This window comes from Microbacterium sp. HJ5 (assembly GCF_054824025.1).
Genome location: NZ_JSYE01000017.1, coordinates 16,195 through 39,554, shown reverse-complemented (window position 1 = coordinate 39,554; position 23,360 = coordinate 16,195). Strand labels below are relative to the sequence as shown.

Annotated in this window: 22 protein-coding genes; 7 read left to right on the top strand and 15 right to left on the bottom strand. The window is 70.8% G+C overall.

Annotated elements, in window-relative coordinates; all coding sequences use genetic code 11:
* Together cydB and OB08_RS09525 are read right to left on the bottom strand one after the other, a co-directional pair.
* Positions 1–1,012, bottom strand: a 1,012-nt coding sequence (cydB, locus tag OB08_RS09530) for a cytochrome d ubiquinol oxidase subunit II (protein ID WP_461474213.1), incomplete at its 3' end; no start/stop codon positions are given.
* 10 nt (positions 1,013–1,022) lie between these two features.
* On the bottom strand, positions 1,023–2,468 hold the full coding sequence (locus tag OB08_RS09525) for a cytochrome ubiquinol oxidase subunit I (protein ID WP_461474212.1): 1,446 nt from the start codon (positions 2,466–2,468) through the stop codon (positions 1,023–1,025).
* A 265-nt stretch (positions 2,469–2,733) separates the two neighbouring features.
* Between OB08_RS09525 and moaA the strand changes: the two genes are divergently transcribed.
* Both moaA and fdhD read left to right on the top strand, forming a co-directional pair.
* Entirely contained in the window at positions 2,734–3,801 is a 1,068-nt protein-coding gene (gene moaA, locus OB08_RS09520; RefSeq protein WP_461474216.1) for a GTP 3',8-cyclase MoaA, read from the top strand.
* A gap of 4 nt (positions 3,802–3,805) precedes the next feature.
* Positions 3,806–4,735 (top strand): formate dehydrogenase accessory sulfurtransferase FdhD, encoded by a 930-nt coding sequence (fdhD, locus tag OB08_RS09515; RefSeq protein ID WP_461474211.1) that lies wholly within the window; start codon positions 3,806–3,808, stop codon positions 4,733–4,735.
* 179 nt (positions 4,736–4,914) lie between these two features.
* Here the strand turns inward: fdhD and OB08_RS09510 are convergent, their stop codons facing one another.
* From OB08_RS09510 to OB08_RS09485, 6 genes are all read right to left on the bottom strand, one after another.
* A complete protein-coding gene (locus OB08_RS09510) occupies positions 4,915–6,333 on the bottom strand; it encodes an HNH endonuclease signature motif containing protein (protein WP_461474210.1) in 1,419 nt (472 codons plus the stop codon).
* Between the two features lie 167 nt (positions 6,334–6,500).
* Entirely contained in the window at positions 6,501–7,097 is a 597-nt protein-coding gene (locus tag OB08_RS09505) for a helix-turn-helix transcriptional regulator (RefSeq protein ID WP_461474209.1), read from the bottom strand.
* A gap of 48 nt (positions 7,098–7,145) precedes the next feature.
* Positions 7,146–7,529: a hypothetical protein gene (locus OB08_RS09500; RefSeq protein ID WP_461474208.1), complete on the bottom strand. Its 384-nt coding sequence runs from the start codon at positions 7,527–7,529 to the stop codon at positions 7,146–7,148.
* A 66-nt stretch (positions 7,530–7,595) separates the two neighbouring features.
* The gene (locus tag OB08_RS09495) at positions 7,596–8,543 is read right to left on the bottom strand and encodes a phosphotransferase family protein (protein ID WP_461474207.1); all 948 of its coding nucleotides are present in this window, start codon (positions 8,541–8,543) and stop codon (positions 7,596–7,598) included.
* A gap of 68 nt (positions 8,544–8,611) precedes the next feature.
* Complete coding sequence (locus OB08_RS09490; protein WP_461474206.1) at positions 8,612–12,967, bottom strand: family 43 glycosylhydrolase; 4,356 nt, start codon at positions 12,965–12,967, stop codon at positions 8,612–8,614.
* A gap of 199 nt (positions 12,968–13,166) precedes the next feature.
* On the bottom strand, positions 13,167–13,754 hold the full coding sequence (locus OB08_RS09485) for a Dps family protein (RefSeq protein WP_461474215.1): 588 nt from the start codon (positions 13,752–13,754) through the stop codon (positions 13,167–13,169).
* A 141-nt stretch (positions 13,755–13,895) separates the two neighbouring features.
* On the opposite strand from OB08_RS09485, the gene OB08_RS09480 reads away from it, so the two are divergent.
* Together OB08_RS09480 and OB08_RS09475 are read left to right on the top strand one after the other, a co-directional pair.
* Positions 13,896–14,453 (top strand): NYN domain-containing protein, encoded by a 558-nt coding sequence (locus tag OB08_RS09480; protein WP_461474205.1) that lies wholly within the window; start codon positions 13,896–13,898, stop codon positions 14,451–14,453.
* An 82-nt stretch (positions 14,454–14,535) separates the two neighbouring features.
* On the top strand, positions 14,536–14,985 hold the full coding sequence (locus OB08_RS09475) for a VanZ family protein (protein WP_461474204.1): 450 nt from the start codon (positions 14,536–14,538) through the stop codon (positions 14,983–14,985).
* A gap of 3 nt (positions 14,986–14,988) precedes the next feature.
* Here OB08_RS09475 and OB08_RS09470 read toward each other — a convergent pair whose 3' ends face one another.
* Both OB08_RS09470 and OB08_RS09465 read right to left on the bottom strand, forming a co-directional pair.
* The gene (locus OB08_RS09470) at positions 14,989–16,107 is read right to left on the bottom strand and encodes a sensor histidine kinase (protein ID WP_461474203.1); all 1,119 of its coding nucleotides are present in this window, start codon (positions 16,105–16,107) and stop codon (positions 14,989–14,991) included.
* Positions 16,094–16,771 (bottom strand): response regulator transcription factor, encoded by a 678-nt coding sequence (locus OB08_RS09465; RefSeq protein ID WP_461474202.1) that lies wholly within the window; start codon positions 16,769–16,771, stop codon positions 16,094–16,096. The genes OB08_RS09470 and OB08_RS09465 overlap by 14 nt, the downstream gene beginning before the upstream one ends.
* 87 nt (positions 16,772–16,858) lie before the next feature.
* Between OB08_RS09465 and OB08_RS09460 the strand changes: the two genes are divergently transcribed.
* Both OB08_RS09460 and OB08_RS09455 read left to right on the top strand, forming a co-directional pair.
* The gene (locus tag OB08_RS09460; RefSeq protein ID WP_461474201.1) at positions 16,859–17,452 is read left to right on the top strand and encodes a M15 family metallopeptidase; all 594 of its coding nucleotides are present in this window, start codon (positions 16,859–16,861) and stop codon (positions 17,450–17,452) included.
* Positions 17,453–17,566: 114 nt separating this feature from the next.
* Complete coding sequence (locus tag OB08_RS09455) at positions 17,567–18,301, top strand: sulfurtransferase (RefSeq protein WP_461474200.1); 735 nt, start codon at positions 17,567–17,569, stop codon at positions 18,299–18,301.
* A 77-nt stretch (positions 18,302–18,378) separates the two neighbouring features.
* Here the strand turns inward: OB08_RS09455 and OB08_RS09450 are convergent, their stop codons facing one another.
* A complete protein-coding gene (locus tag OB08_RS09450) occupies positions 18,379–19,470 on the bottom strand; it encodes a serine hydrolase domain-containing protein (protein WP_461474199.1) in 1,092 nt (363 codons plus the stop codon).
* A gap of 36 nt (positions 19,471–19,506) precedes the next feature.
* Between OB08_RS09450 and OB08_RS09445 the strand changes: the two genes are divergently transcribed.
* The gene (locus tag OB08_RS09445) at positions 19,507–20,052 is read left to right on the top strand and encodes a hypothetical protein (RefSeq protein ID WP_461474198.1); all 546 of its coding nucleotides are present in this window, start codon (positions 19,507–19,509) and stop codon (positions 20,050–20,052) included.
* A 109-nt stretch (positions 20,053–20,161) separates the two neighbouring features.
* Here the strand turns inward: OB08_RS09445 and OB08_RS09440 are convergent, their stop codons facing one another.
* Genes OB08_RS09440 through OB08_RS09425 form a run of 4 tightly spaced genes read right to left on the bottom strand, consistent with a single transcriptional unit; the run spans position 20,162 to position 23,328 of the window.
* On the bottom strand, positions 20,162–21,079 hold the full coding sequence (locus tag OB08_RS09440; RefSeq protein WP_461474197.1) for an ABC transporter substrate-binding protein: 918 nt from the start codon (positions 21,077–21,079) through the stop codon (positions 20,162–20,164).
* Positions 21,080–21,104: 25 nt separating this feature from the next.
* A complete protein-coding gene (locus OB08_RS09435) occupies positions 21,105–21,836 on the bottom strand; it encodes an ABC transporter permease (RefSeq protein WP_461474196.1) in 732 nt (243 codons plus the stop codon).
* On the bottom strand, positions 21,833–22,507 hold the full coding sequence (locus OB08_RS09430; RefSeq protein ID WP_461474195.1) for an ABC transporter permease: 675 nt from the start codon (positions 22,505–22,507) through the stop codon (positions 21,833–21,835). The genes OB08_RS09435 and OB08_RS09430 overlap by 4 nt, the downstream gene beginning before the upstream one ends.
* Entirely contained in the window at positions 22,504–23,328 is an 825-nt protein-coding gene (locus OB08_RS09425) for an ABC transporter ATP-binding protein (RefSeq protein WP_461474194.1), read from the bottom strand. Before OB08_RS09425 ends, OB08_RS09430 begins: the two co-directional genes overlap by 4 nt.
* Between the last annotated feature and the right edge of the window lie 32 nt (positions 23,329–23,360).

Here is a 23,360-nt window from a genome sequence, read left to right as displayed (position 1 = left end):
CCTTCTCGATGCGGGAGCGCGAGACGCGCTTGCGGAAGATCCAGTACGTCCAGCCCTGGTACAGCAGCACGAGGGGCAGGAAGATCGCCGCCGCCCAGGTCATGATCGTCAGCGTGTAGTCGGTGCTCGACGCGTTCTCGATCGTGAGGCTGTTCGCGACGTCAGTCGACGACGGCATGACGTACGGGTACAAGGCGAACCACAGCGTGAGGACGGCGGCGACGATCGTCGCCGCGCCGAAGCCGAAGGCCCACCCCTCGCGGTCGCGCAGGTTCGCGACCACCGACGCGAGCAGCGTCACGGCGGCGATCCCGGCGCACACCACGACGGCCGCGAGCAGGGGGGCGCCGTGGCCTGCGGCGATGAAGATCGTCCACACCAGGAACGCCGCGGCGACGACGACGGTCAGCATGCCGGACCGGCGGGCGAGCCGGCGGGCGTCCTCGTGCACCTGGCCGTCGGTCTTCAGCGCGACGAAGTAGACGCCGTGCGTGAAGAAGAGGAGCAGGGTCGTCACGCCGCCGAGCAGGCCGTAGGGGTTCAGCAGCGTGAGCAGAGACCCCGTGAACTCGTGGTCCGCGTCGAGCGGCACGCCCTGCACGATGTTCGCGAACGCGACGCCCCACAGCAGCGCGGGCACCGCCGAGCCGATGACGATCATCGTGTCGAAGCCCCGCTTCCAGCGCAGGCTGTCGCGCTGGTGACGGTACTCGAACGAGACGCCGCGCAGGATGAGAGCGAGCAGGATCAGCAGCAGCGCGAGGTAGAAGCCGCTGAAGAGCGTGGCGTACCACTCGGGGAAGGCGGCGAACAGGCACGCCCCCGCGACGATGACCCACGTCTCGTTCAGGTCCCACACGGGACCGATGGTGTTGATGATCTGGCGGCGGCCGATGTCGTCCTTGCCGAGGAACGGCAGCGACATGCCCACGCCGAAGTCGAAGCCGTCGAGCACGAAGTAGCCGACGAACAGGAAGCCGACGATCCAGAACCAGAGGTACGCGAGATCCATGACGCTTCTCCTAGTAGACCGTGGTCGGGGTGTCTTCGAGCGCCCGCTCGCGAGGATCGGGGTCGTCGGGACCGGGCAGGGGATCGGGGCCCTTCTTCGCGGTCTTCGTGATGAGGCCGATCTCGACGACCGCCAGCGCGGCGTAGATCAGGGTGAACGCGGTGAGCGAGATGAGCACCGTCCAGCCCGGGACGCTCGGCGAGACGCCGTCCTCGGTCAGCATGAGGCTGAAGACGATCCAGGGCTGTCGGCCCATCTCGGTGAAGACCCAGCCGACGAGGATCGCGAAGAGCGACGCGGGCCACGCCCAGACCGCCAGGGTCCACGCCCAGCGCGGGACGTCGCGCTTCGCCTTCTTGCGCGTGAGCCACAGCCCGACGACGGCGGTGAGCGCCGCGATCGCGCCCAGGCCGATCATCCAGCGGAACGCCCAGTAGGTGACCCACAGGATCGGGGCGAAGTTGCCGTCGACCTGGTCGGCGAACTGGGGGAACAGCTCGTTCGTGTACTGCGCGTTGAGGTCGTTGATTCCCTCGACGCAGCCGTCGAGCGAGTGCGTCGACAGCAGCGCCAGCAAGTAAGGCACGCGGATCGAGAACAGCTCGGTCGAGCCGTCGGGCGTGCCGAGCGTGAAGATCGAGAACGAGGCATCCGCTCCGCACGCGCTGTCGAACATCGCCTCGGCCGCCGCCATCTTCATGGGCTGCGTCGACACCATGACGAGGCTGAGCTGGTCGCCCGACAGGGCGACGCCCGCGAAGGCGACGATCATGCCCCACAGTCCGTACTTCAGCGACGAGCGCATCATCTCGAGGTTCTGCCCGCGCATCACGTGCCAGGCCGAGATCGAGATGATGACGCCGGCGGTCATCATGAACGCCGCGAACAGCGTGTGCGGCAGCGCGGCGAGGGCCACCGGGTTGGACAGCACCGCGAAGAAGTCGGTCATCTCGGCGCGCGAGCCGTCTTCGGCCATCTTGAAGCCGACGGGGTTCTGCATGAACGCGTTGGCGGCGAGGATGAAGTACGCCGAGAACCACGCCCCGATCGTGGCGATCCAGATGCTCGCGAGGTGCAGGGCGCGGGGAAGGCGATCCCACCCGAAGATCCACAGCCCGATGAACGTCGCCTCGAAGAAGAAGGCCATGAGCCCCTCGAAGGCCAGCGGAGCGCCGAACACGTCGCCGACGAACCGGGAGTAGGCCGACCAGTTCATGCCGAACTGGAACTCCTGCACGATGCCCGTCACGACGCCCATCGCGAAGTTGATCAGGAAGATCTTGCCGAAGAAGCGGGTGAGGTGGAGCCACTTCACCTTGCCCGTGCGGTGCCACGCGGTCTGGAAGATCGCGACCGTCAGCGCCATGCCGAGCGTGAGCGGCACGAACAGGAAGTGGTACAGCGTCGTGAGGCCGAACTGCCAACGGGCGAGCAGCAGGGGGTCCAGCAGATCCACGATGCGTTCTCCGATCGCTCGAGCTGACCGTATGGTCTGACCACAGTACCATGTGGTCAGACCACACGGGAGGTCGGACCGCGAGGGGCCGACGTGGATCCAGGATTTCAGGAGTCGCTCGACCGCGCACGGGTCGCGGCCGTGAATAACGACGTCGCACGGAGCCCGGCCGCCCGCTCGCGGACTACCCTCGAACCATGGCGGCAGGCAGCGAGCGGCGGAGGGCGGGCGCGTGAGCGCCGTGCCGGTCACGATCGCGCGACGGATGCCTCTGCCCGCCGGCGCCGGAATCGATGACATTCGGTCAGGGGCTGACGCCGCGCCCGGCTCCCCGCTCGTCGACACCCACGGACGCGTGCACCGCGACCTGCGGATCTCGCTCACCGACCGCTGTTCTCTGCGCTGCACGTACTGCATGCCCGAGCAGGGGAACGAGTGGCTCGCGAAGTCGAGCATCCTGACGCTCGACGAGATCGTGCGCATCGCGCGGGTGGCCGCCGCCGACGGCATCACGACGTTCCGGCTCACGGGCGGCGAACCGCTGCTGCGCACCGACATCGTCGACGTGGTCCGGCGCCTCGCCGCGATCACCGGGCCCGACGGCCGCCCGGTGGACATCGCGATGACCACCAACGGCATCCGGCTGCGCGAACTGCTGCCCGCCCTCGCCGGCGCGGGACTGCGCCGGCTCAACATCTCGATCGACACGCTGCGTCGCGACCGCTTCCGTGAGCTCACCCGCCGGGACCGGCTCGACGACGTCCTCGACGGGATCGCAGCGGCCGCGGCATCCGGCCTCCGCCCCCTCAAGCTCAACGCGGTCGCCATGCGCGACGTCAACGACGACGAACTGGTCGAGCTCGTCGAGTTCGCCGTCGCGCACGGCGCGCAGATGCGGTTCATCGAGCAGATGCCGCTCGACGCCGGGCACACGTGGGACCGCTCGCGCATGGTCACGCAGGACGAGATCCTCGAGACGCTGTCGTCACGCTGGCGCCTCACCCCCGTGCCGGGGCGCGCAGGCGCCCCCGCCGCACGATGGCACCTCGACGGCGGTCCCGGCAGCGTCGGAGTCATCGCGTCGGTCACCGCGCCCTTCTGCGGCGACTGCGACCGGCTGCGGCTCACCGCCGACGGCCAGCTGCGCAACTGCCTCTTCTCGACGACCGAGTACGACCTGCTGCCCATCCTTCGCGGCGAGGCGCCGGGCGGCGTCGATGAGGGGATCGACGGGATGCTGCGGTCCTGCGTGCGCGGCAAGCTCCCGGGGCATGCGATCAACGACCCCGGCTTCCTGCAGCCCGTGCGCGGCATGAACGCGATCGGCGGCTGACCTCGTGGGTCGGCTCACCGTCCACCGGCCGGTGGTCAAGGTCGTCGTCGCAGGCGACGGGGTCGGCGAACGACGGCGCAGCGACGCCCTCGCGGTCGAGGAGCCGCTCGAGATCCGCGTCGGCGGATCCCCGCTCGCCATCACGATGCGGACGCCCGGCCACGACGTCGAGCTCGCGGCGGGCTTCCTCGTATCGGAAGGCGTCATCGCGCGCGGGGACCAGTTCCGCGCGGCGATCCACTGCGGCGGACCCGGGACGCCGGCGGCCCCAGACGCTGCGCCGCGGCTGCTCGGTGCGCCGCCCGGGGGAGCGCTGCGGGTGATCGGCGCGCCGGCGTCGAGCGAGAACACGTACAACGTCCTCGATGTCGCGCTTGCGCCGGGCGTCGCCCTGCCCGACCCCGAACTGACCCGCAGCTTCTACACGTCGAGCTCGTGCGGGCTGTGCGGCAAGGCGTCGATCGATGCGGTCGAGACGGTCTCGTCGTATGACGTCGGGACGGATGCCGCGACCGTCGCCGCCGCGGATCTTCTGGCGCTGCCCGACAGACTGCGCGCCGAGCAGGCCGTGTTCGGCAAGACGGGCGGGCTGCACGCGGCCGCCCTGTTCGACGCGGCGAGCGGCGAATTGCTCGTCGCGCGCGAGGACGTCGGCCGGCACAACGCGGTCGACAAGGTCGTCGGATGGGGTGTGCTCCAGGATCGCCTGCCGCTGGCGGGGACGGTGCTGCAGGTGTCGGGGCGCGCGAGCTTCGAGCTCGTGCAGAAGGCGGTGATGGCCGGCATCCCGATCCTGTCTGCGGTCTCGGCTCCGTCGTCGCTGGCCGTCGAGTTGGCTGAGGCGTCGGGGCTCACGCTCGCGGGCTTCGTGCGCGGCACGTCGATGAACCTGTACTCGCGCGCCGACCGCGTGCTGCGGGGCGCATCGGCCTGACAGGGCGCCCGGGTCCATGCGTGCTGTGCACCGCCGCGCTGTGCCGCGGCGCGCTGTATCACGCGGCGCTGCGCGGGTTCACGCGCGTGCCGTGCACCGCCGCGCTGTCGAACACGGCGGAGGACCGCGCCACGACCGCATCACCGCGGCCCACACGGCGCCGCGCAGCGCCCAACGCGTCACGCACCGCGCCGAGCCTCGCGCCGGTCGAGCAGGCGGGTGGGGGATTTCGTGGCGGGGTGCCACCGGGCCGATGAATCCCACCACGCCGGACCTCGGATCTCGGGAACCCCGCGATTCATCCTCACCTTCCACCCGCCGGTGTCGATGGTGCGGTGGTGGAACCAGCACAGCAGGACGCCGTTGTCGGTGTGGGTCGGTCCGCCGCGAGCCGCTTCGTGCACGTGGTGGATCTCGCACCACGCCGCCGGTACGCCGCAGCCAGGAATGATGCAGCCTCCGTCGCGGAGCGCGATCGCCTTGCGCTGATGCGCGGCGAACACCCGGTCTGCGACGCCGATGGCCAGAATCCGCCCGCCGGCGTCGACATGGACGCGCTGGACAGCACCCGTGCACGCGACCTGGCGGGCGATCGCGACGGGCAAGGGCTCGTCGCAGCCGTCGATGTGGGCGTACCCGCGGCCCCGCTCCACATCGTCAGCGCGCACGGAGACCACGAGTGTCGGCGCCGCACCGCCGATGGTCGGCAGCTCGCCCGCCCGCGCGGCCACGGTCAACGCCGTCGCGAGCGCATCATGCTGCTTCTGCGAGCGACTCCGCCCGTCGCCCGCGGCGTCGGGTGGGGCATCCGACTCCGCCTCGCTCTCGACGAACGCCGGACCTCCGGCAGCGTCGACCTTCGGATTCAGCAGGCTGTCGAAGATGCGGCCGAGCTGTCCGGCCACCTCGGGCAGGAGCGAACCGCGCAGCGGCACCAGACCGTCGCGGCAGACGCCCAGCGTCAGACCTCGCTTGCGCATCGCCCGCGCTTCGCGAGGCTCGGCACCGTCGGGGTCGAGATACATCGCCCACACGCTCGCCTGAAGGCGCAACTCGTCGGCGCACGGCTGCGCCCCGTCGAGAGCGCCGCGCGCGGACGCGGCCAGCTCCTTGTCGGCCCGGCGCCGCGCATCGACAGAGCAATCGGCGGCGGCGAGCGTGTCGATGACGGCGACGAGTCCGTCGATGCCCACCGCTCCCTGCGCCGCAGCGATCCGCATCGCCGGGTAGTCGGCATCGAGCGCCTCACCCGTCGTGGGTGCCGTCGTCATCGTGATGCCACGGCCCGCGCGGAGCAGTTCGCCCGCGGTCCTTCGCGAGACCAGCGTCACGCGTTGCACGAGCTCGTTCACCGAACGGCACCCGTGCACGGTGGTGATGCGTTCGGGGTGGGGCGCGGCGTCGGCTCGCTCATCCACCTGACCCACGACCTCGGCGATCAGGGCCTCGGTCTGCCGGTGGATGCCCGCCAGGGTGACGAGGGCCGCCAGGAGATCGTCGTCGGACAGACGCGCCACCACACGGTCGTCGAAAGCCTCGATCACCACTTCGCCGAGCACGCGGCGGACCTCGTTCAACGAGGAGCCGAGGTCTGTCATGGCTCCATTCTGCCGACCCCTCCGACATCGAGATTCCGCAGATCAGCGAGGAAAATCTGTAGACGACAACGACCGAGAGCGGGCCTGTGGAGGAGCCGGCGGAAGGCCCACGACCGCACCGAACCCGCCGCCCGACCGCCCCGCCGCACGACCGACCGGACCCCGCGTCACCCCACGCTGAGATGCACCACGCACTGCGCCGGATCGCACGAGGCCGCAATGCCGTCGACCTTCAGCGGGCCGCCCGCCTGCGCGAGCACGCCGTCCATCAGGCCGACGTGCACGCGGCACAGCGTGCCGCGATGCCCCGACGACGGGGCGTGCGGGCACGGTGTGAGGTCGAGGGTCAGTGCCGACTCGTCGACGAGGGGATCGAAGCCCGCCTCGGTGAGATCCTCGACGAGGGCGTCGAGCTGGTGGAGCGCATCGTCGGGCAGCGCCTCGCCCGCGTCGGACGGATAGACGCGTCGCAGCAGGTCGCCGCGGCGCGCGGCATCCTTCGCCCGTTGCGCAGCCACGAAGCTCGAGGACTCACCCGTCGCCGCTGTGTAGAGCACCCGCGGCCGGCCGCGCGTCGTGCGACGCTCGGTCTCGGCGACGACGTACCCCGCCTCGATGAGGCGCTGCAGGTGCTCGCGCACGGTGTTCGCGTGCAGTCCTGTCGCCGCCACGAGCTCGGCGATCGGGCGGCGCGGGCGCTGCTGGATGAGGTGCATGATCTCGACGCGCGAGTAGCTCGAGATCGCGCTGTAGGCGACGGCCATGCCCCCATTATGGCGAGCGGACCTGGTGCCCGGCCCGCTCGACGGGTCTCAGAAGACGAAGAGCTGGCCCATGATCAGGATCGCGATGAAGAAGAGGACGAGGATGCCGCCCACGATCGCGAGGGTGCGGCCCGACAGCTTGGCGACGGCCCAGCCCACCAGGAACGGCAGCGCGAGGAGCAGGAGGGCGACGATCCACCAGAACGCGACGTAGCCGCCGGTGGTGGCGTCTTCGAGGCGCCCACCGAAAAGCTGCTGCGTGCTGGGGTGCGTGGCGAAGCGCACCGCCGCCGAGATCGGCACCGCGACGAAGGCGAAGATGATGAGCCCGATCAGCGCGCCCCAGAGCCCCGGGCTGCCGTTGCCGCTGAGGACTCCTCCGTGCCCGGGGGTGTTCTCGTAGTGGGATGCCTGCTGCTTGCCTGATGCCATGCCGAAACCCTAGAGCGGGCATCGGCGCGTGCGCCTCCCCCGAACAGGATGAGACGGCGGGTCGGCTCAGACCAGCCCGGCCTCGACGCGCTCCCTCAGCCACTCCGCCGCGACGAGCCCCTGCGCGCGCTGGAAGTCGCGGAGCGTGGGAAGCGCCGGCACGACGGGGAGCACCGACGAGGTCAGGAAGTACCCGGTCACCGCGGCCAGCACCGACGTCACGTCTCCCGGCGGTGCGCTGTGCGACAGCGACGACTCACGGAACGTCGCCTCGGGCGGCGGGGTGTCCGGGAAGAGGCACACCGACGGGACGGCGAGCAGCCAATCCAGCCACGGGGCGCCGAGGCACACCTCGGTCCAGTCCACGATCACCACGTCGTCGCCCGACAGGAGCATGTTGTCGGCGCGCAGGTCGCCGTGCCGGAGTCCGCTGCCGGACGAGGCATCCGCCCACCGCGAAGCGAGGGACCGCACCGCCTCGAGATTCGCGGCGATCCAGGGGTCGAGCTCCACGCCAGCGTCGCCGCGCTCCGCGTGGCACCACCGGCTCATGTCGCCGGCGGCGGTGGCGGCGAAGGTCTCGGCGATGATCGGCGACGGGGTGAGGGATGCCGCGGCCTCCTCGAACGCGCGGATCATCCGCGCGCGCTCGGCGGGGACCGATGGTCGCGGGGCATGCCCGCGGACGTGCTCGAACAGCACGAAGACCCAGTCGCCGTCGTCGTGCGCGCCGATCACCCGCGACGCGAAGGGGAGCGGGCCGAGTCGCTCCAGATTCGCGCGCTCCCGGCGGAGGAGGTCGGCGCTGCCCGGCCCGGTCTCGGAGCCCACGGCCTTGGCGAACACCGTCCGCCCGTCGGCGAGCTCCAGGGTCGACGCCAGCCCCGGCGAGAACCCGCCGAGCGCCGTCGTCGCGGCACGGACGGGGGCACCCGCGTGAGCTTCGATGCGATCGCGGACGTGTGGGGGCAGATCCGTCCAGGCCAGTCGGCTGCGGCCTCCGTGCACGTCCATCGGATCAGGGTAGAGGAAAGGCCGGGCGCCGCCTCGAAGGACGGCGCCCGGCCCGTGAGCGGATCGACTCAGCCGCAGCTCTGCACGCCGTACGAGACGCCGGTCACCGAGGTCACCGTCTCGCCGTCCTTCGTGGCGCTCGCCGTCACCGACACGGCGCCCGCCTCGACGTTCCCCAGGCGCGTCGCGAACGTCTGCGACAACGCCTTGCCCGGCTGGACGGTCACGGACTTGCTGCCGTAGGTCGTCTGCACCGTCAGGGCTGCGGCGACGTCGTCGACGTTCTTCGCCTGCACGACGAGCGTGACCTTGCCGGCCACGCACCGCGTGGTGGCGGCGACCTCGATCTGGGGCCCGGTCTCGGGCAGCTCGATCGTCTGCGGGCCGACCGACTCGAGCGTCGGGACGACCGGCTTGATGAGGCCGTCGGCGCCGAAATCGAGCTTGTCGATCGTGGTCTCGCGGTGGTTGCCGTCGCCGCCCGGGATCGCGAAGCGGTGGTACGCGATGTACCAATCGTCGGTGCCCGGCACGTTGATGATCGAGCTGTGTCCCGGCCCCTTGATGCCAAGGGACAGGTCCTTCTGGAGGATCACGCCGCGGTAGGTCCAGGGCCCGTTCATGCTCGTCGCGGTGGCGTAGCCGACGCGGTAGTTCTCCGAGCCGGTGTCGTCGATCGCGTACGTCAGGTGGTACAGCCCCTCGCGGTAGTTGAAGAAGACGCCCTCGCGGAAGTTCGTCAGCCCGCTGATGCGCTGGAACGATCCGGCCTTGAGCGAGATCATGTCGTCGCTGAGCTCGGCGAGCACCGCGGCGTTGCCGCCGTTGCCCCAGCCGAGGTACCACTTGCCCGACACCGGGTCGTGGAAGGCCGCGGGGTCGATCGCCTGGCCCGACGTGACGGCCTCGTTGTTGAGGATCATGGCGTTCGGCTGGGCGACGAACGGCCCGAGCGGGCTCTCGCCCACGGCGACGCCGATCGTCTTGCGGTTGAGCGCCGCGTTGTGGCCGCTGAAGTAGAAGTAGTACTTCCCGTCCCGCTCGATGATCGTCGGCGCCCATGCGTTGCCCGTCGCCCACGGCACGTTGCCGTTCGCGCCGTCGAGCGTGAGGAAGGGCTGGTCGGAGCGCACCCAGTCCACGAGGTTCTTCGAGCTCCACACGTAGAAGTCCTTGCCTCCCCAGCCCGCGTAGCCGTCGGTCGTGGCGTAGATGTAGTACGTGTCGCCGAAGACCGCGATGTTCGGGTCGGCGTAGAGGCCGGGCAGCACGGGGCTGTTGACGACCCGCGCCTCGATCGTCCACGGAACCATGCCGCCGTCCGGCTCGGTGAGCGTGTAGGTCACCGGAGCGCTGAGGTCGACCGTCGTGCCCGACGCGGGCGAGACCGTGACGCCGGGAGCGGTCGTGAACGTCGGCGCGAGCGCGGTGACGTCGGTGCCCTTCACGACGGGCACCACGACCGTGTGCGCGACGCTGTCGACGATGGGCGCGACCTTGAGCTTCGTCGGATCGGTGAGCGACACCTCGAGCAGCTGGTCGGTGACGCCCGCGTTCGCGAGCACCTCCGTGGCCGACAGTGCACGGTTGTAGACGCGCACGTTGTCGAACCAGCCCTGGAAGTAGCCGTCGGCCGAGTACAGCGACTTGCCGAGGTAGCCGACCAGGCTGCTGCCGAGGTCGGCGACGCTCGCGTTGAGCGTCGCGTTCTCGCCGAGCTTGACGCCGTCGGAGTAGACCGTCATCTTCGCGCCGTCGAACACCACGTCGACCCGGTGCCACTGGCCGCTCGCGACGTTGCCGGTGACCGCGGACTCGTTCTGCCACGACGTCTGGGTGATCGCGCTGCGCACCTCACCGCCCCGCAGCCGCAGGAAGTAGTACTTGTTCGTGTCCGCACCGAACGCGAAGGTGAAGAAGTTCCCGCTCGTCTTCTCGGACTTCACGTCCATCGAGACCGTCATCGTGCTGCGACCGTCGAAGAAACCGGTCGGGAACGATGCGAAGCCGTTCGTCGAGCCGTCCAGCTTCAGCGCCTTGCCCTGCGCGGCGTCGGTGGCGACCGCGGCGGTGCCGCTGGCGGTGAGGTCCGCGCTGCCCACCGAGTCGGCCAGCGTGCCGTCGTCGAACGTGTACTCGGCGATCGGGTCCTGCTGCGGCTCTTCGGGCTCCTCGGGGTCGACCGGCTCGTCGCCGTAGGCCTCGAGCAGTCGCTCCTCCTCGGCTGCCGACAGGCGCAGCACCGAACCGTGGCGGAACCGCTGGTCGAACGAGTACTGGTCCGCGCCGCTGCCGACGCTCAGCTGCTCGAAGTCGAGGCTCTCGAGCGTGTCGGCGATGTGGCCGTAGTAGCCGCTCTGGTCGCCCATCGCCGCCCAGCGGCCGTCGGGAAGCTGGTAGACGGTGAGGCCCTCCATCGACGCCCGCAGACCGTGAGCGGATGCCTCGCCCCGGTCGATCTGGCGGGTCCAGGGCCCGTCGAGCGACGTCGCGGTGTCGACGACCGTGTGCCAATCCGACGTCGAGAAGCGGTAGTACGTGTCGCCCTCCTTCGCGATCGTGGAGTCGATGATGTTCGGGCCGGTGAGTCCGTCGCCCTTCTCGTTGAGGGAGGTCCAGATCTCGGGCTCGGTGAACGTCACGAAGTCGCGGGTCTTGGTGAGGTACATCCGCAGCGCCCAGTCGTTCGTGCCGTTGTCGGTGCGGTCACGAGCGGCCCAGTAGACGTAGTACTCGCCGGTCGCCTCGTTGTAGGTCGCCTCGGGCGCCCACACGCAGCCCGCCTGGTCGAACCCTGCGAACACGATGCGCTGGTCGCTCCAGTTGACGAGGTCGGTCGACTCCCACACGACGAGGTTCTGGCTCGCGTTCAGCTGGTCCCAGCCGGAGCCGCCGGTTCCGCCGCCCTCGGCGTGGAGGTCGGTGCCGATGATCCAGTACTTGTCGCCATCGGGGGAGCGGACGAGGTGCGGGTCGCGCACACCGAGGTCGCCGCCCAGGTTGGCGAGGATGGGCTTGTTGTCGTTGAGCTTCGACCAGTGCAGGCCGTCGTCGGAGTGGCCGTAGAAGATCTTCTCGTAGCCGCCCTCGGTCGCGAAGTGCGTCCACAGGTACCCGGCGGTGTAGTCGGTGTCGAGGTCCGCGGGCGCGGCGGTCACCGTCACGGAGATCGAGCGCGTGGCCGCGGTGCCGGGCACGGTCGCGGTGAGGGTGACAGCGGTGTCGGCGACGCCGCGGGTGACGACTCCGGCGGGCTTGCCGCCCTGCGTCGTCGTCGTGATCACGCCCGCGGGCGATGCGCTCCAGGCGATGCTCGTGCCGTTGACCGAGCCGGCAGCGGGAAGCGTGATGTTGCCGCGGAGGTCGTCGGCGTTCGGGATCTCGATCGCGTCGAGGTCGGCCTGGGCGAGCGCGTCGCCGCCCGGGAGCGGCTGGACGGTCGCGGCGAATGTGCGGGTCTCGGATGCCGCTCCCCGCGTGAGGGTGGCGGTCAGGGTGACCTGCGCCGGCGCCTGACCGGCGGCCGGGCGGATGACGACGCCTGCCGCCGAGAGGGCGCCCGGGTTGCTCGATGCCCACGCGATCGTCGCGCCGTTGGCGCCCTTCGCCGGAAGCGTCACGTCGGACGTCAGCGCGCTGAGATCGCCGAGGGTCAGGGCGGCGGCATCCCGCTGCAACCGGACGGCGTCCGTCGGCACGAGAGCCGACACCTCGGCGGCGCTCAGTGCGGCGTCGTAGATGCGCACGTCGCGGAGGCTGCCGGCGAGGCGCTTGTCGGCGTTGTAGACCGACCGGCCGAGGTAGTTCGCCGTCGTCGCGCCGCCGCCGATGGCGCCGGGGGTGATCGTGACCCCGGTGTTCTGGGCGACCTGCACGCCGTCGAGGTAGACGCGCGCCGTGTCCGTCGCGTCATCGAGCGTGTACGTGATCGTCTTCCACACGTCGCGCTCGAGGTTGGCGGAGCTGTTGGCGGTCTGCTCGGTCGTCCAGTTGCCTGTCGCGATCGAGGTCTTGTAGCTGTTTCCGGTGGAGTACAGATAGCCGTTGCCGACCCCGCTCGCGTCGGTGTTGCCGAAGCCGTAGATGAAGTACGGCGTGCCCTGCGCGGCGCGCACGAGCACCTCGGCGCTGACGGTGATCGAGTTCAGCCCCGCGAGCAGGTTGTTCGGGAGCTTCACGTGGTCGTCGGTGCCGTCGAGCCGCACACCGGCACTGCCGCCGAGGGTCGGACCGCCGACGTACGTGCCGTCGCGCCCGGCGCCCGAAGCGTCGACGGCGACCGTGCCGCTGGTCTCACTCAGGGGGTAATGGGCCACGATGGATGCGGCGGCGGCCGCCGGCTGCGCGGCGACCACCGCGCTGGTGAGGCCGAGTGCGATCGCCGTGAGGCTCGCAAGGGTTCGTCGGACAAGGGGCTGCTTCATCGCACATCCTTCGATCGCCGCGCCGGAGCGGCGTGAGTGGGGTTCAGGGCGATGTTAGCGATAACCAGGCGAGGCGGCAAGGTTGAAGTTACCGCTCACAAGGCCGACGGCGAGTCGAAGGCATCGCCAGACCCGCCCCCGACATGGCGATGCCCACCGTCCGGGGGAAGAGGTGGGCATCGTCGAGCGCCTGGGATGGTCACCGCCTGGGGGAACGGTTCTCCGCGCTCACCATCCACGAGAGCTGCTCTACGCGTTCGAGGATCGCGTGCAAGATGTCAGCGCTGGTGGGGTCTTCTTCATCGACGTCGTCATGCACGTCGCGGCAGGTCGTGGCGACGGCATCCAGTCGCTCCGTCATCAGGTCGACGACCTCGGTGGTCGCGATCTCGCCCTGCGGGAACTCGGGCAGGGTCGTGGTCTGGGCGACGAGGTCGCTGCGCCCGTCGGGCAGGGCGTGGAGCGAGCGCATCCGCTCGGCCACCGTGTCTCCGAATTCGCGGGCGGCCTCGATGATCTCGTCGAGCTGGAGATGCGTGTCGCGGAAATTCCGACCCACGACGTTCCAGTGGGCCTGCTTGCCCTGCAGCGACAGCTCGATCAGATCGACGAGCACCTTCTGCAGGTTCTCGCTCAGCGACTCGGATGCCGTGAACCCCTTCTCCGCGTTCTGCTCCGACGTCAGCTCGGCGCCCGCTCCGCCGCGGGCGGTGCGTCGCTTGTTGCGCGCGGTCGTCCCGGTCGTCTTGGCCGAGGGGGACTTCTTGGCGGTGGTCGTGGCCACGATCTCTCCTTGTCATCCGGACGCTTCGACGTTAACGACGGTCGCGGCGTCGCGCTCGGGGATTGCACACGCCGTGGTGACGTGCTACTCGCCGTAGGATCGAGCTCGGGCGCACCGCACCGGGCGGCCCGGTGAGGGGGATCCGTGGGCGACGACCGCACGACGTGGGTGCTGGTGGACGGCGAGAACATCGACGCGACGCTCGGCGGGTCGATCCTCGGACGCCGGCCGCAGCCGGATGAGAGACCGCGCTGGGATCGGCTGATGTCCTTCGCGTCGCGCAAGTGGCGTCAGCCCGCGCGCGGCCTGTTCTTCCTCAACGCCACCACCGGCATCCCGATGGCATTCGTGCAGGCGCTCAAGGCGATGGACTACCAGGTCATCCCGCTATCCGGCGGTCCCGACGAGAAGGTCGTCGACATCGCCGTGCAGCGCACCCTGCGGGCGATCATCGAGCGTGCCGACGACGTGATGCTCGTCAGCCACGACGGGGACTTCCTCGACGACATCGAGGCGCTGATCGACGGCGAGCGGCGGGTCGGCGTCCTCGCCTTCACCGAGTTCCGCAACGCCGGATTCGCGGGGCTCGCCGGCGTCGAGAAGTTCGACCTCGAGTACGACGCGCAGGTGTTCGACGCGCCGCTCCCGCGTGTGCGGGTCATCCCGATCGACGAGTTCGACCCGGCCGCCTTCCTGCGCTGACGCCCGTTCCGCATACGCTCCCGCAACATCCGGGCGGCTGGACTGGACCTGCCGGTCCGACAGCCGGCGGGAAGCAGGAGCCATGTCAGAGCGTGCACCCCTCGCCCGGAGGAGATCCGCCCGCACCGTGGCGGCGATGCTCGCGATCGCGGCCGTCGCGGTGCTGACGCTGGGGCCGCGATGGCTCATCGCCCCGGCGCGCGGCGAGTTCATGCAGGCGATGGATGCCGTCACCGCGCCGCTCCTCGTCGGCGTCGCGTACGGCGACGCCGAACGGGTGCTGAACACCGTCATGTTCGTGCCGCTCGGAGCGACGATCGCCCTGCTGCTGAAGGCCCGCTGGTGGCCGGTGGCGATCCTCACGGGCTTCGTCGTCTCGGCCGCCGTCGAGTACGCGCAGGCGTCGATCCCCGGTCGCGTGCCCGACCCGGAGGACGTCGTGTGGAACACCTTCGGTGCGGCGATCGGCGTCGTCGCCGTCACGGCGTGCCGCCTCGTGGTACGGGCGATCCGGTCGAGCGCCCGAAGGTAGGCGTCAGGACTGCGGCACGCCCGGCAGCTCGACACGCACCTGCAGCCCGCCGCCCGGACGCGGCCACACGTCGACGGTGCCGTCGTGCGCGCGGACGATCGACGCCACGATCGCAAGACCCAGGCCGGATCCTCCATCCGCTCCCCGCACGCGGCCCGCACCCCGCACGAACGGCTCGAGAAGGGTCGCAGCGACGGCGGGGTCGATCACGGGGCCGGAGTTGTCGACGGTGAGCACCGCGACGCCGTCGGCTCGTCCGGTCGCGACGGCGACCCAGCCGCCCGGCTCGTTGTGGATCACGGCGTTGCGCACGAGGTTGCCCGCCAGGCGCGCGAGCAGCGTCGGGTCGCCGAGCGCGGGCGCGGGGGTGAGCGAGGTGTCGATCCGGATGCGGGCGGCCGAGGCATCCGTCGCCTCTTCTTCGACCGCCTCGGCGACGATCGTCGCGAGGTCGAGCTGTTCGCGCACCTGATCGCCGCCGCGGCCCGCCCGCGCGAGCGCGAGCAGCGCCTCGGTGGTCGAGATCGCCCGGTCGTTCGTGCCGCCGATGCGGCGGAGCACCTCGTCGACGTCGCGCCCTCCGGGATCGGCCCGGGCGACCTCGACGATCGTGCGGATGATCGCGTGCGGCGTGCGGAGCTCGTGAGAGGCGTTCGCGGCGAAGCGGCGCTCCTCGTCGAGCGTCTGCTGCACGCGGCCGAGCATCGCGTCGAACGCGTCGGCGAGCTCGGTGAGCTCGTCGCGCGCCCCAGGCAGCGCGATGCGGTGGTCGAGCGAGCCGTCGCGCGCGCGCCGGGCGGCGTCGGTGATGCGGTCGAGCGGCCGCAGCATCTGCCCGGCCAGCAGCCACCCGCCGACCAGTCCAAAGACCACGAGCCCGGCCAGCGCCCACCACGAGTACTTCACGAAGACCTCGACGAGGTTCGTGCGGTTCGGCGCCCAGCCGCCGCCCATCACGTAGAGGCTGCCCTCGGGCACGAATCGCAGCATGAGGAAGCCCACGGCGAACAGGGCGATGCCCGCGATGACGAGGAACCCCGCGTAGCTCAGGGTGAGCTTGACCCGCACCGAGAGGCCGCGCGGCCGTGGGGTGGGGGGAGCGGATGCCTCAGCCCGCGGCATCCGGACCCTCGCTCACGCGATAGCCGACGCCGGCCACCGTCTCGATGACCCACGGCTCGCCGAGGCGCTTGCGCAGCGTCGAGATGGTGATGCGGACGGCGTTGGTGAACGGATCGGCGTTCTCGTCCCACGCCCGCTCGAGCAGATCCTCGGCGCTGACCACGCCGCCGCGCGCCGCGAGGAGCACCTCCAGCACGGCGAACTGCTTGCGGGTGAGCGCGATGTAGCGGCCGTCGCGGTACACCTCGCGGCGGAACGGGTCGAGCCGCAGCGCGCCGTACTCGAGGACAGGAGGTGCGCCCGCAGCCGGCCGGCGCGAGAGTGCGCGCAGGCGCAGCACGAGCTCGCGGAGAGCGAAGGGCTTGGTGAGGTAATCGTCGGCGCCGCTCTCGAATCCGCGCACCTTGTCGTCCAGCCGGTCGGCCGCGGTGAGCATGAGCACCCGCGGGCCGGCGGGCATCGCCGCGACGTGCCGGGCGATCTCGTCGCCGTTCGGACCGGGGATGTCGCGGTCGAGCACGACCACGTCGTACTGGTTGACCGCGAGCTGCTCGAGGGCCGTGTCACCGTCGCCCGCGAGGTCGGCCGCGACCGCTTCGAGCCGGAGCCCGTCCCGGATGGCCTCGGCGAGGTAGAGCTCGTCCTCGACGATCAGCACGCGCATGGCGACAAGCCTAGGTCGCCGCGCATATCGCCGGTGTATGCGCAATCGCGTACGCCCCGGCAACACGTGCCCGCGTGGGATGGTCTCATGTCGACCTTCCTCGCCGTCCCCGTCGCCCCCTCGCCGCACCGCCGTCGCGTGTCCTTCGTGTCGCTCGGCGTGCTCGTCGCGGTGCTCCTCGCCGCCGGTGCGGCGGCCGCCGCGTTCCTATGGAGCCCGATCGCCGCCCTGTCCGCGCCCTTCACGCCGAGCGCCGCGAGCGGGTCGATCGCGACGCCGGTGTCGATCGACGACGGCTCGCTGCCGGCGATCGCGAAACTCGACCCTGCCCTGCGCGAGGCCGTGCGGGCGGCGGGCGCGGCGGCGGCGGCCGAGGGCGTCGAGCTCGGCATCACCGGCGGGTGGCGCAGCCGCGAGTACCAGCAGTGGCTGCTCGAGGACGCGATCGAGAGCTACGGCGACGAGGGCATCGCGCGCCAGTTCGTCGCCACGCCGGACCGCTCGCATCACGTGTCGGGCGACGCGGTCGACATCGGTTCGCTCGACGCGCAGCTGTGGCTCATCGAGCACGGCGCGCAGTGGGGCCTGTGCCAGATCTACGCCAACGAGCGCTGGCACTTCGAGCTGGCGACCGACCCGGGCGGCGCGTGCCCTGCGCTCCTCGCCGACGCCGAGGGCTGACCGGCGGACTCCGCAGAGCCCGCAGGACGGTGGGTTCGATGCGCGGCGGAGCGAGTCGACCGGCGCGCACCTCGTCGGGGGCATTCGCTCCGCGGCGGAACGTAGGCTTGAGCGGTGCCCTCCGTCCTCAACGTCTCCGCCTATCTGTTCACGCGGATCGACGATCGCGCCTCGCTCCGCGCGCGGCTGCGCGAGCGGGCGACGGAAGCGGGACTGAAGGGCACGATCCTCCTCGCCGAGGAGGGCATCAATCTCTTCCTCGCCGGCCCGGCCGCCGCGGTGCGCGGCTTCGTCGAGGACCTGCGCGCAGACGAGCGGTTCGCCGCGCTCACGACGAAGGAGAGCTGGTCCGACGCGCAGCCCTTCGGCCGGATGCTCGTCAAGCTCAAGCGCGAGATCATCCGCATGGACCACCCGGCGATCCGCCCCGAGGCCGGTCGTGCGCCCGCCGTGGCGCCGGCGACGCTGCGCCGCTGGCTCGACCAGGGTCACGACGACGCCGGGCGCGAGGTCGTGATGCTCGACACCCGCAACGCGTTCGAGGTCGACTACGGCACCTTCGCCGGAGCGGTCGACTGGCGCATCGAGCGATTCACTGAATTCCCGGGCGCCGCCGCCGCCCATCGCGGCGACCTCGACGGCAAGACCGTCGTGAGCTTCTGCACCGGCGGGATCCGGTGCGAGAAGGCGGCGATCCACCTGCGGGAGACCGGCGTCGAGGCGCTCCAGCTCGAGGGCGGCATCCTGGGCTGGTTCGAGCACGTCGGCGGGGCGCACTGGAACGGCGACTGCTTCGTGTTCGACGAGCGCGAGGCGCTCACTCCCGAGCTCGAGCCGCGGCACGCGTAGCCCCGGGGCGCGCGGCCCCCTCACTGCAGTTCGCTCAGCGGCGCCCGCTCAGCGCAGCCCGCTCGGCGCAGCCCCCCTCAGCGCAGCGCGCGGAGCACCGTCTGCAGCAGCCGGATGTGCAGCTGAAAGCTGTCGGTCATCTCGCGCGTGGAGTGCAGGTTCAGCACGATCGTGACGTCGCGCTCCGGGGCGGCGAAGAGGTGGACCCCCGTCACGCCGAGGTGGCCGACGGTGCGGGGCAGGCCCACGAGCAGCGGGAAGAATCCCGCGTACCGCAGCTGCATCAGCCCCGCGCCGTAGTGGATGCCGGGGCGGAATCGGTGCTCGACGCGCGCCATGCGCGCGCGGGAGCCCGCGCCGATCAGCGCCCCCGCGTGCCAGGCCTGCGAGAACCGGTGCAGATCGTCGAGCGTCGAGACGACCCCGCCGCCCGCCCAGTCGCAGCTGAGGCTCCGAGCCCGGCTGAGATCGACGCCGTCGACGAGGATCGGTGCGATGTCGAGCGCCGCTCCGGGGTCGCGATCGACGGATGCCGCGCCCCCGGGCACCGTGTGGAACAGGAGGCACGAGGCATCCATCCCCGTCGGCGCGAGGATGCGCTCGTGGAGCTGCGCTCCGAGCGTCGCCCCGCCCGCCTCCTCGACCACGCGGCCGAGCAGCACGAACCCGGTGTCGGAGTACGAGAACCGTGCGCCGGGCGGGCCCACCGGTCGCTGGTGGGAGCGCGTGAAGTCGAGCAGTGACGCGGGGGTGAAGGTGCGGTCGGTCTCGCGCGTCGCCAGAGCGGTGAAGGGCTCGCCGGTGTCGTTGGGGCCTTCGAAGTAGTCGGCCACGCCGCTCGTGTGCGTGAGGAGGTGCATCGGGGTGACGGATGCCGCGGCATCCCGCCCCTCGTGCTCGAAGAGCCCGTCGACCTCACCTCGGGGGAGCAGTGTCGTCAGCGGCGCGTCGAGGTCGAGTCGGCCGCTCTCGGCGAGCTGGAACGCGAGGGTCGCGGTCATCATCTTGCCGACGCTCGCCGTGTGGAAGCGGCGCTCACCGTCGCCCGCCGCGAAGTCGATCCCGGGTGCGCGGACGAGCACCTGGGGGTGGGGGAGGCCGTCGCGGTCACGGCGGAAGCGATCGACGGCCTTCTGGAGCGCAGCGGTGGTGTCGGTGTGTCGAGGCATCGTTCATATTCCCTTGAGATATATCTAAGGGATACATTGGCAGAACTCGACGGAGAGGACCAGATGCAATTCGTCATCCTCGGGCTGCTCATGCTCACGCCGATGTCTCTCTACGACCTCCACAAGCAGTTCGCGGCGGGGCCGTCGCTCTTCTACAGCGCCAGCTTCGGCAGCATCCAGCGTGCGCTGCGACAGCTCGTCGCGCAGGGTCTGGTGACGGTGGCGGATGCCGCGGGTTCGGCGCGCGGGCGCAAGGTCCACGAGGTCACCGCCGCCGGGGTCGAGGCGTGGCGGGCGTGGATGCACGAACCCCTCGGCGGGGCCAACGCCGAGACCGCGATGCTCGCGAAGGTGTTCCTGCTCGGGCTGATGCCGGCAGGCGCCGAGAGGGTCGGGGCGCTCGCCGTGCTGCGCAGGAGTGCCGAGGCGGGGCTCGCCGGGCTGCGCGAGGTCGCGCGCGGGCTGGATGAGGCGCCTGTCCCGCCCGAGTACGCCGACGTGTTCCGCTACCAGCGCGCAACCCTCGACTACGGGCTGCGATCGCACGAGCTCGCGCTCACGTGGCTCGCCGAGCTCGACTGATCACGAGGACTCGACGGTCCGCGGCGACGCCTCTCACGGGGGCGACCGATACCGGCGGAAACGCCGAGGGGCCGGGTGGCACGCACCACCCGGCCCCTCGGTGCTGAGGTCAGTCGAGACCGTTCTCGGCGAGCCAGGCGGCCGCGATGTCCTCCGCGGACTGCTGGTCGACCGTGGACTGCACGTTGAGGGCGACGAGGCCCTCCGGAGTGAGCGCGGCGCTCACCGCGTTGATCACGTCGGCGATCTCGTCAGCCACGTCGGCGCTCACGACGGGGACGACGTTCGACGCGAGGAACAGCCCCTCGGGGTCTTCGAGCGTCACGAGGTCCTGCGTCTCGATGCGCGGGTCGGCGCTGTAGACGTTCGCGACCTGGATGTTGCCGGCCACGAGCTCGTCGACGGTCGTGTCGGCCGTCGGCGAGAACTCGACGGTCACGCCGTAGACGTCCTGCAGGCCGGTCGGGCCGTAGGGCCGCTCCTCGAGCTCAGGCGCGCCGCCCAGCACGAGGCCGTCGATGCCGGCGAGGTCGCCGATCGAGGTGAGGTCGTTCTCTTCTGCGAACGCCGCGGTCACGTTGTACGAGTCCTGGTCGGTCGCGGACGACTGGTCGAGCACAGTGAGCCCTTCGGGCAGCGCCTCCTGGAGCTCCGCGTAGACGTCGTCGGACGTGGTGGCCGTCGTCTCGGGGTCGAAGAACTGCAGGAGGTTGCCGGTGTACTCGGGGAAGAGGTCGATCGACCCGTCCTCGATCGACGGCATGTAGAGATCGCGCTGGCCGATGCTGAAGTTGCGCTCGACCTCGAAGCCGGCGCCCTCGAGCGCCTGCGCGTAGATCTCGGCGATGATCTCGTTCGAGTAGTACGCCTGAGAACCGATGACGATCGTCGACGAGTCTCCGGGCGCTTCGCTCGCGCCGTCGTCGCCGCCGCCGATCGGGTCGCTCGAGGCGCAGCCGGCGAGGGTCAGGGCGGCGATCGCGGTCGCGCTGAGCGCCAGCGCGAGGCGGTTGCGTGCTGTGGACATGTGGAACCTCCGGTTGTGGTGAGGGTCAGGCGGGTGAGTTCGCGACGGCGCGCGAGCGCACCCCGGGGGAACGACGGGGGGACCGTGCCCGCGCGACAACGCCGCGCGGAACGACGACGCGCTGCAGGATCGCGAACACGGCGTCGAGGAGGAGTGCCAGGGCGATCACGACGATCGAGGCGCCGAGGATCTGCGGGAAGTTGCGTGTGGGGATGCCCTGGATGATGTAGAAGCCGAGGCCGCCGAGCCCGATGTACGCGGCGATCGTGACCGTCGCGACCACCTGGAGCGTCGCGATGCGGAGCCCGCCGATGAGCAGCGGCAGGCCGAGGGGGACCTCGATCTTCCACAGGATCTGCCACGGGGTCATGCCCATCGCGCGACCGGCGTCGATGACGGTGCGGTCGATCGCCTCGAAGCCGGCGTAGGCGCCCGCGAGGATGGACGGGATCGCCAGCAGCACGAAGGCCACCACCGCAGCCTCGGTCTTGAGCGTCACGCCGAGCAGCAGGTAGAGCAGCACGATCAGGCCGAGCGAGGGGAGCGCGCGCGCTGCGCCCGAGAGGGACACGGCGAACTCGCGGCCGCGGCCGGTGTGGCCGATGAGCCACCCGGCGGGGATCGCGATGAGGGAGGCGATGAGCACCGAGCCGAACGTGAACGCGAGGTGCTGTGCGATGGCGAGGGGCAGTGGCAGCGTGCCCGTGAGCCGCTCCGGCGAGAAGATCCAGGCGAACGCCTCGTGGAAGTAGTTCACACCGTCACCGCCCGCAGCGCGCGCTCGACGCGCGTCGGCCGCCGCCGGTTCCACGGCATGAGCACGCGGCCGGCGACGACGAGGAGCAGATCGATGAGGACGGCGATGAGCACGACGGCGACCACGCCCGCGAAGACCTCGGCGATGATGCGGCGCTGCGAGCCGTTCGTGAACAGGTAGCCGAGGTTCTGCACGCCGATGAGGATGCCCACGGTCGCGAGCGAGATGGTCGACGACGCGGTGACCCGGAGCCCCGCGAGGAGCACCGGCCCGGCGAGCGGGAAGTCGACCGTCCAGAAGCGACGCCACGAGCCGAAGCCGACCGCGACCGCGGCGTCGCGCGTCACGGGATCGACCGACGCCAGGCCGTCGGTGACCGACCTGGTCATGATCGCGACGGCGTAGATCGTCAGCGCCACGATGAGGTTGGCTTCGGAGAGCAGCGGGATGCCGAACGCCGCGGCGAGCACGGCGAAGAGCCCCAGCGACGGGATCGTGTAGAGCAGGCCGACCGTGGTGAGGGTGGGACCGCGCAGCGGCGTGTAACGGAAGGCCGCCCAGCCGATCGGGATCGCGATGACGAACCCGAGCACGATGGCGATGAGGCTCTGGCGCAGGTGGTCGAGCGTCAGCCCCCAGATCAGGTCGAGGTTGTCGAGCACCCAGTTCACGGCGGGTCCTCCACGAGCACGCCCTGCGTGCGCCCGGCGTCGTCGACGACCACGGCGCCGCGGGGGGTCTCCTTGCGCCGCAGAGCGCGCGTGCCCTTCTCGGCGCCGATGAAGCTGGCGACGAAGTCGCTCGCCGGGTTCTCGATGATCTCGTCGGGCGTGCCGACCTGAGCGATCTGGGCGCCCTTCTGCAGGATCACGACCTGGTCGCCCAGCAGGAACGCCTCGTCGATGTCGTGCGTGACGAACACGATCGTCTTGTCGAGCTCACGCTGGAGCCGCAGCGTCTCGGTCTGCAGCTCTTTGCGCACGATGGGATCCACGGCGCCGAAGGGCTCGTCCATGAGCAGGATGTTGGGGTCGACGGCCAGCCCGCGCGCGACGCCGACGCGCTGCTGCTGGCCACCGGACAGCTGGCTCGGGTAGCGCTCGGCCAGCGCACGGTCGAGTCCGACGACGTCCATGAGCTCGAGCGCGCGCTCGTGCGCGGCCTTGCGCGCGACGCCCGTCAGCACCGGGACCGTCGCGATGTTGTCGACGACCGTGAAGTGGGGGAGCAGGCCGGCGTTCTGCAGCACGTAGCCGATGCCGCGCCGCAGCTTCACCGGGTCGCGGCCCGAGATCGGCTCGTCGTCGATCGTGATCTCGCCGCCCGTCGGCTCGACCAGGCGGTTGATCATGCGCAGCAGCGTCGTCTTGCCGCAGCCGGACGAACCGACCAGCACGGTGGTCTTGTGCGCGGGCATGACGAGGCTGAAATCGTCGACGGCGAGAGTGCCGTCGGCGAAGCGCTTGGAGACGGAGCGGAACTCGATCGCCATGCTGTCCTTTCGGCGGGTCTCCCAGCCAACCA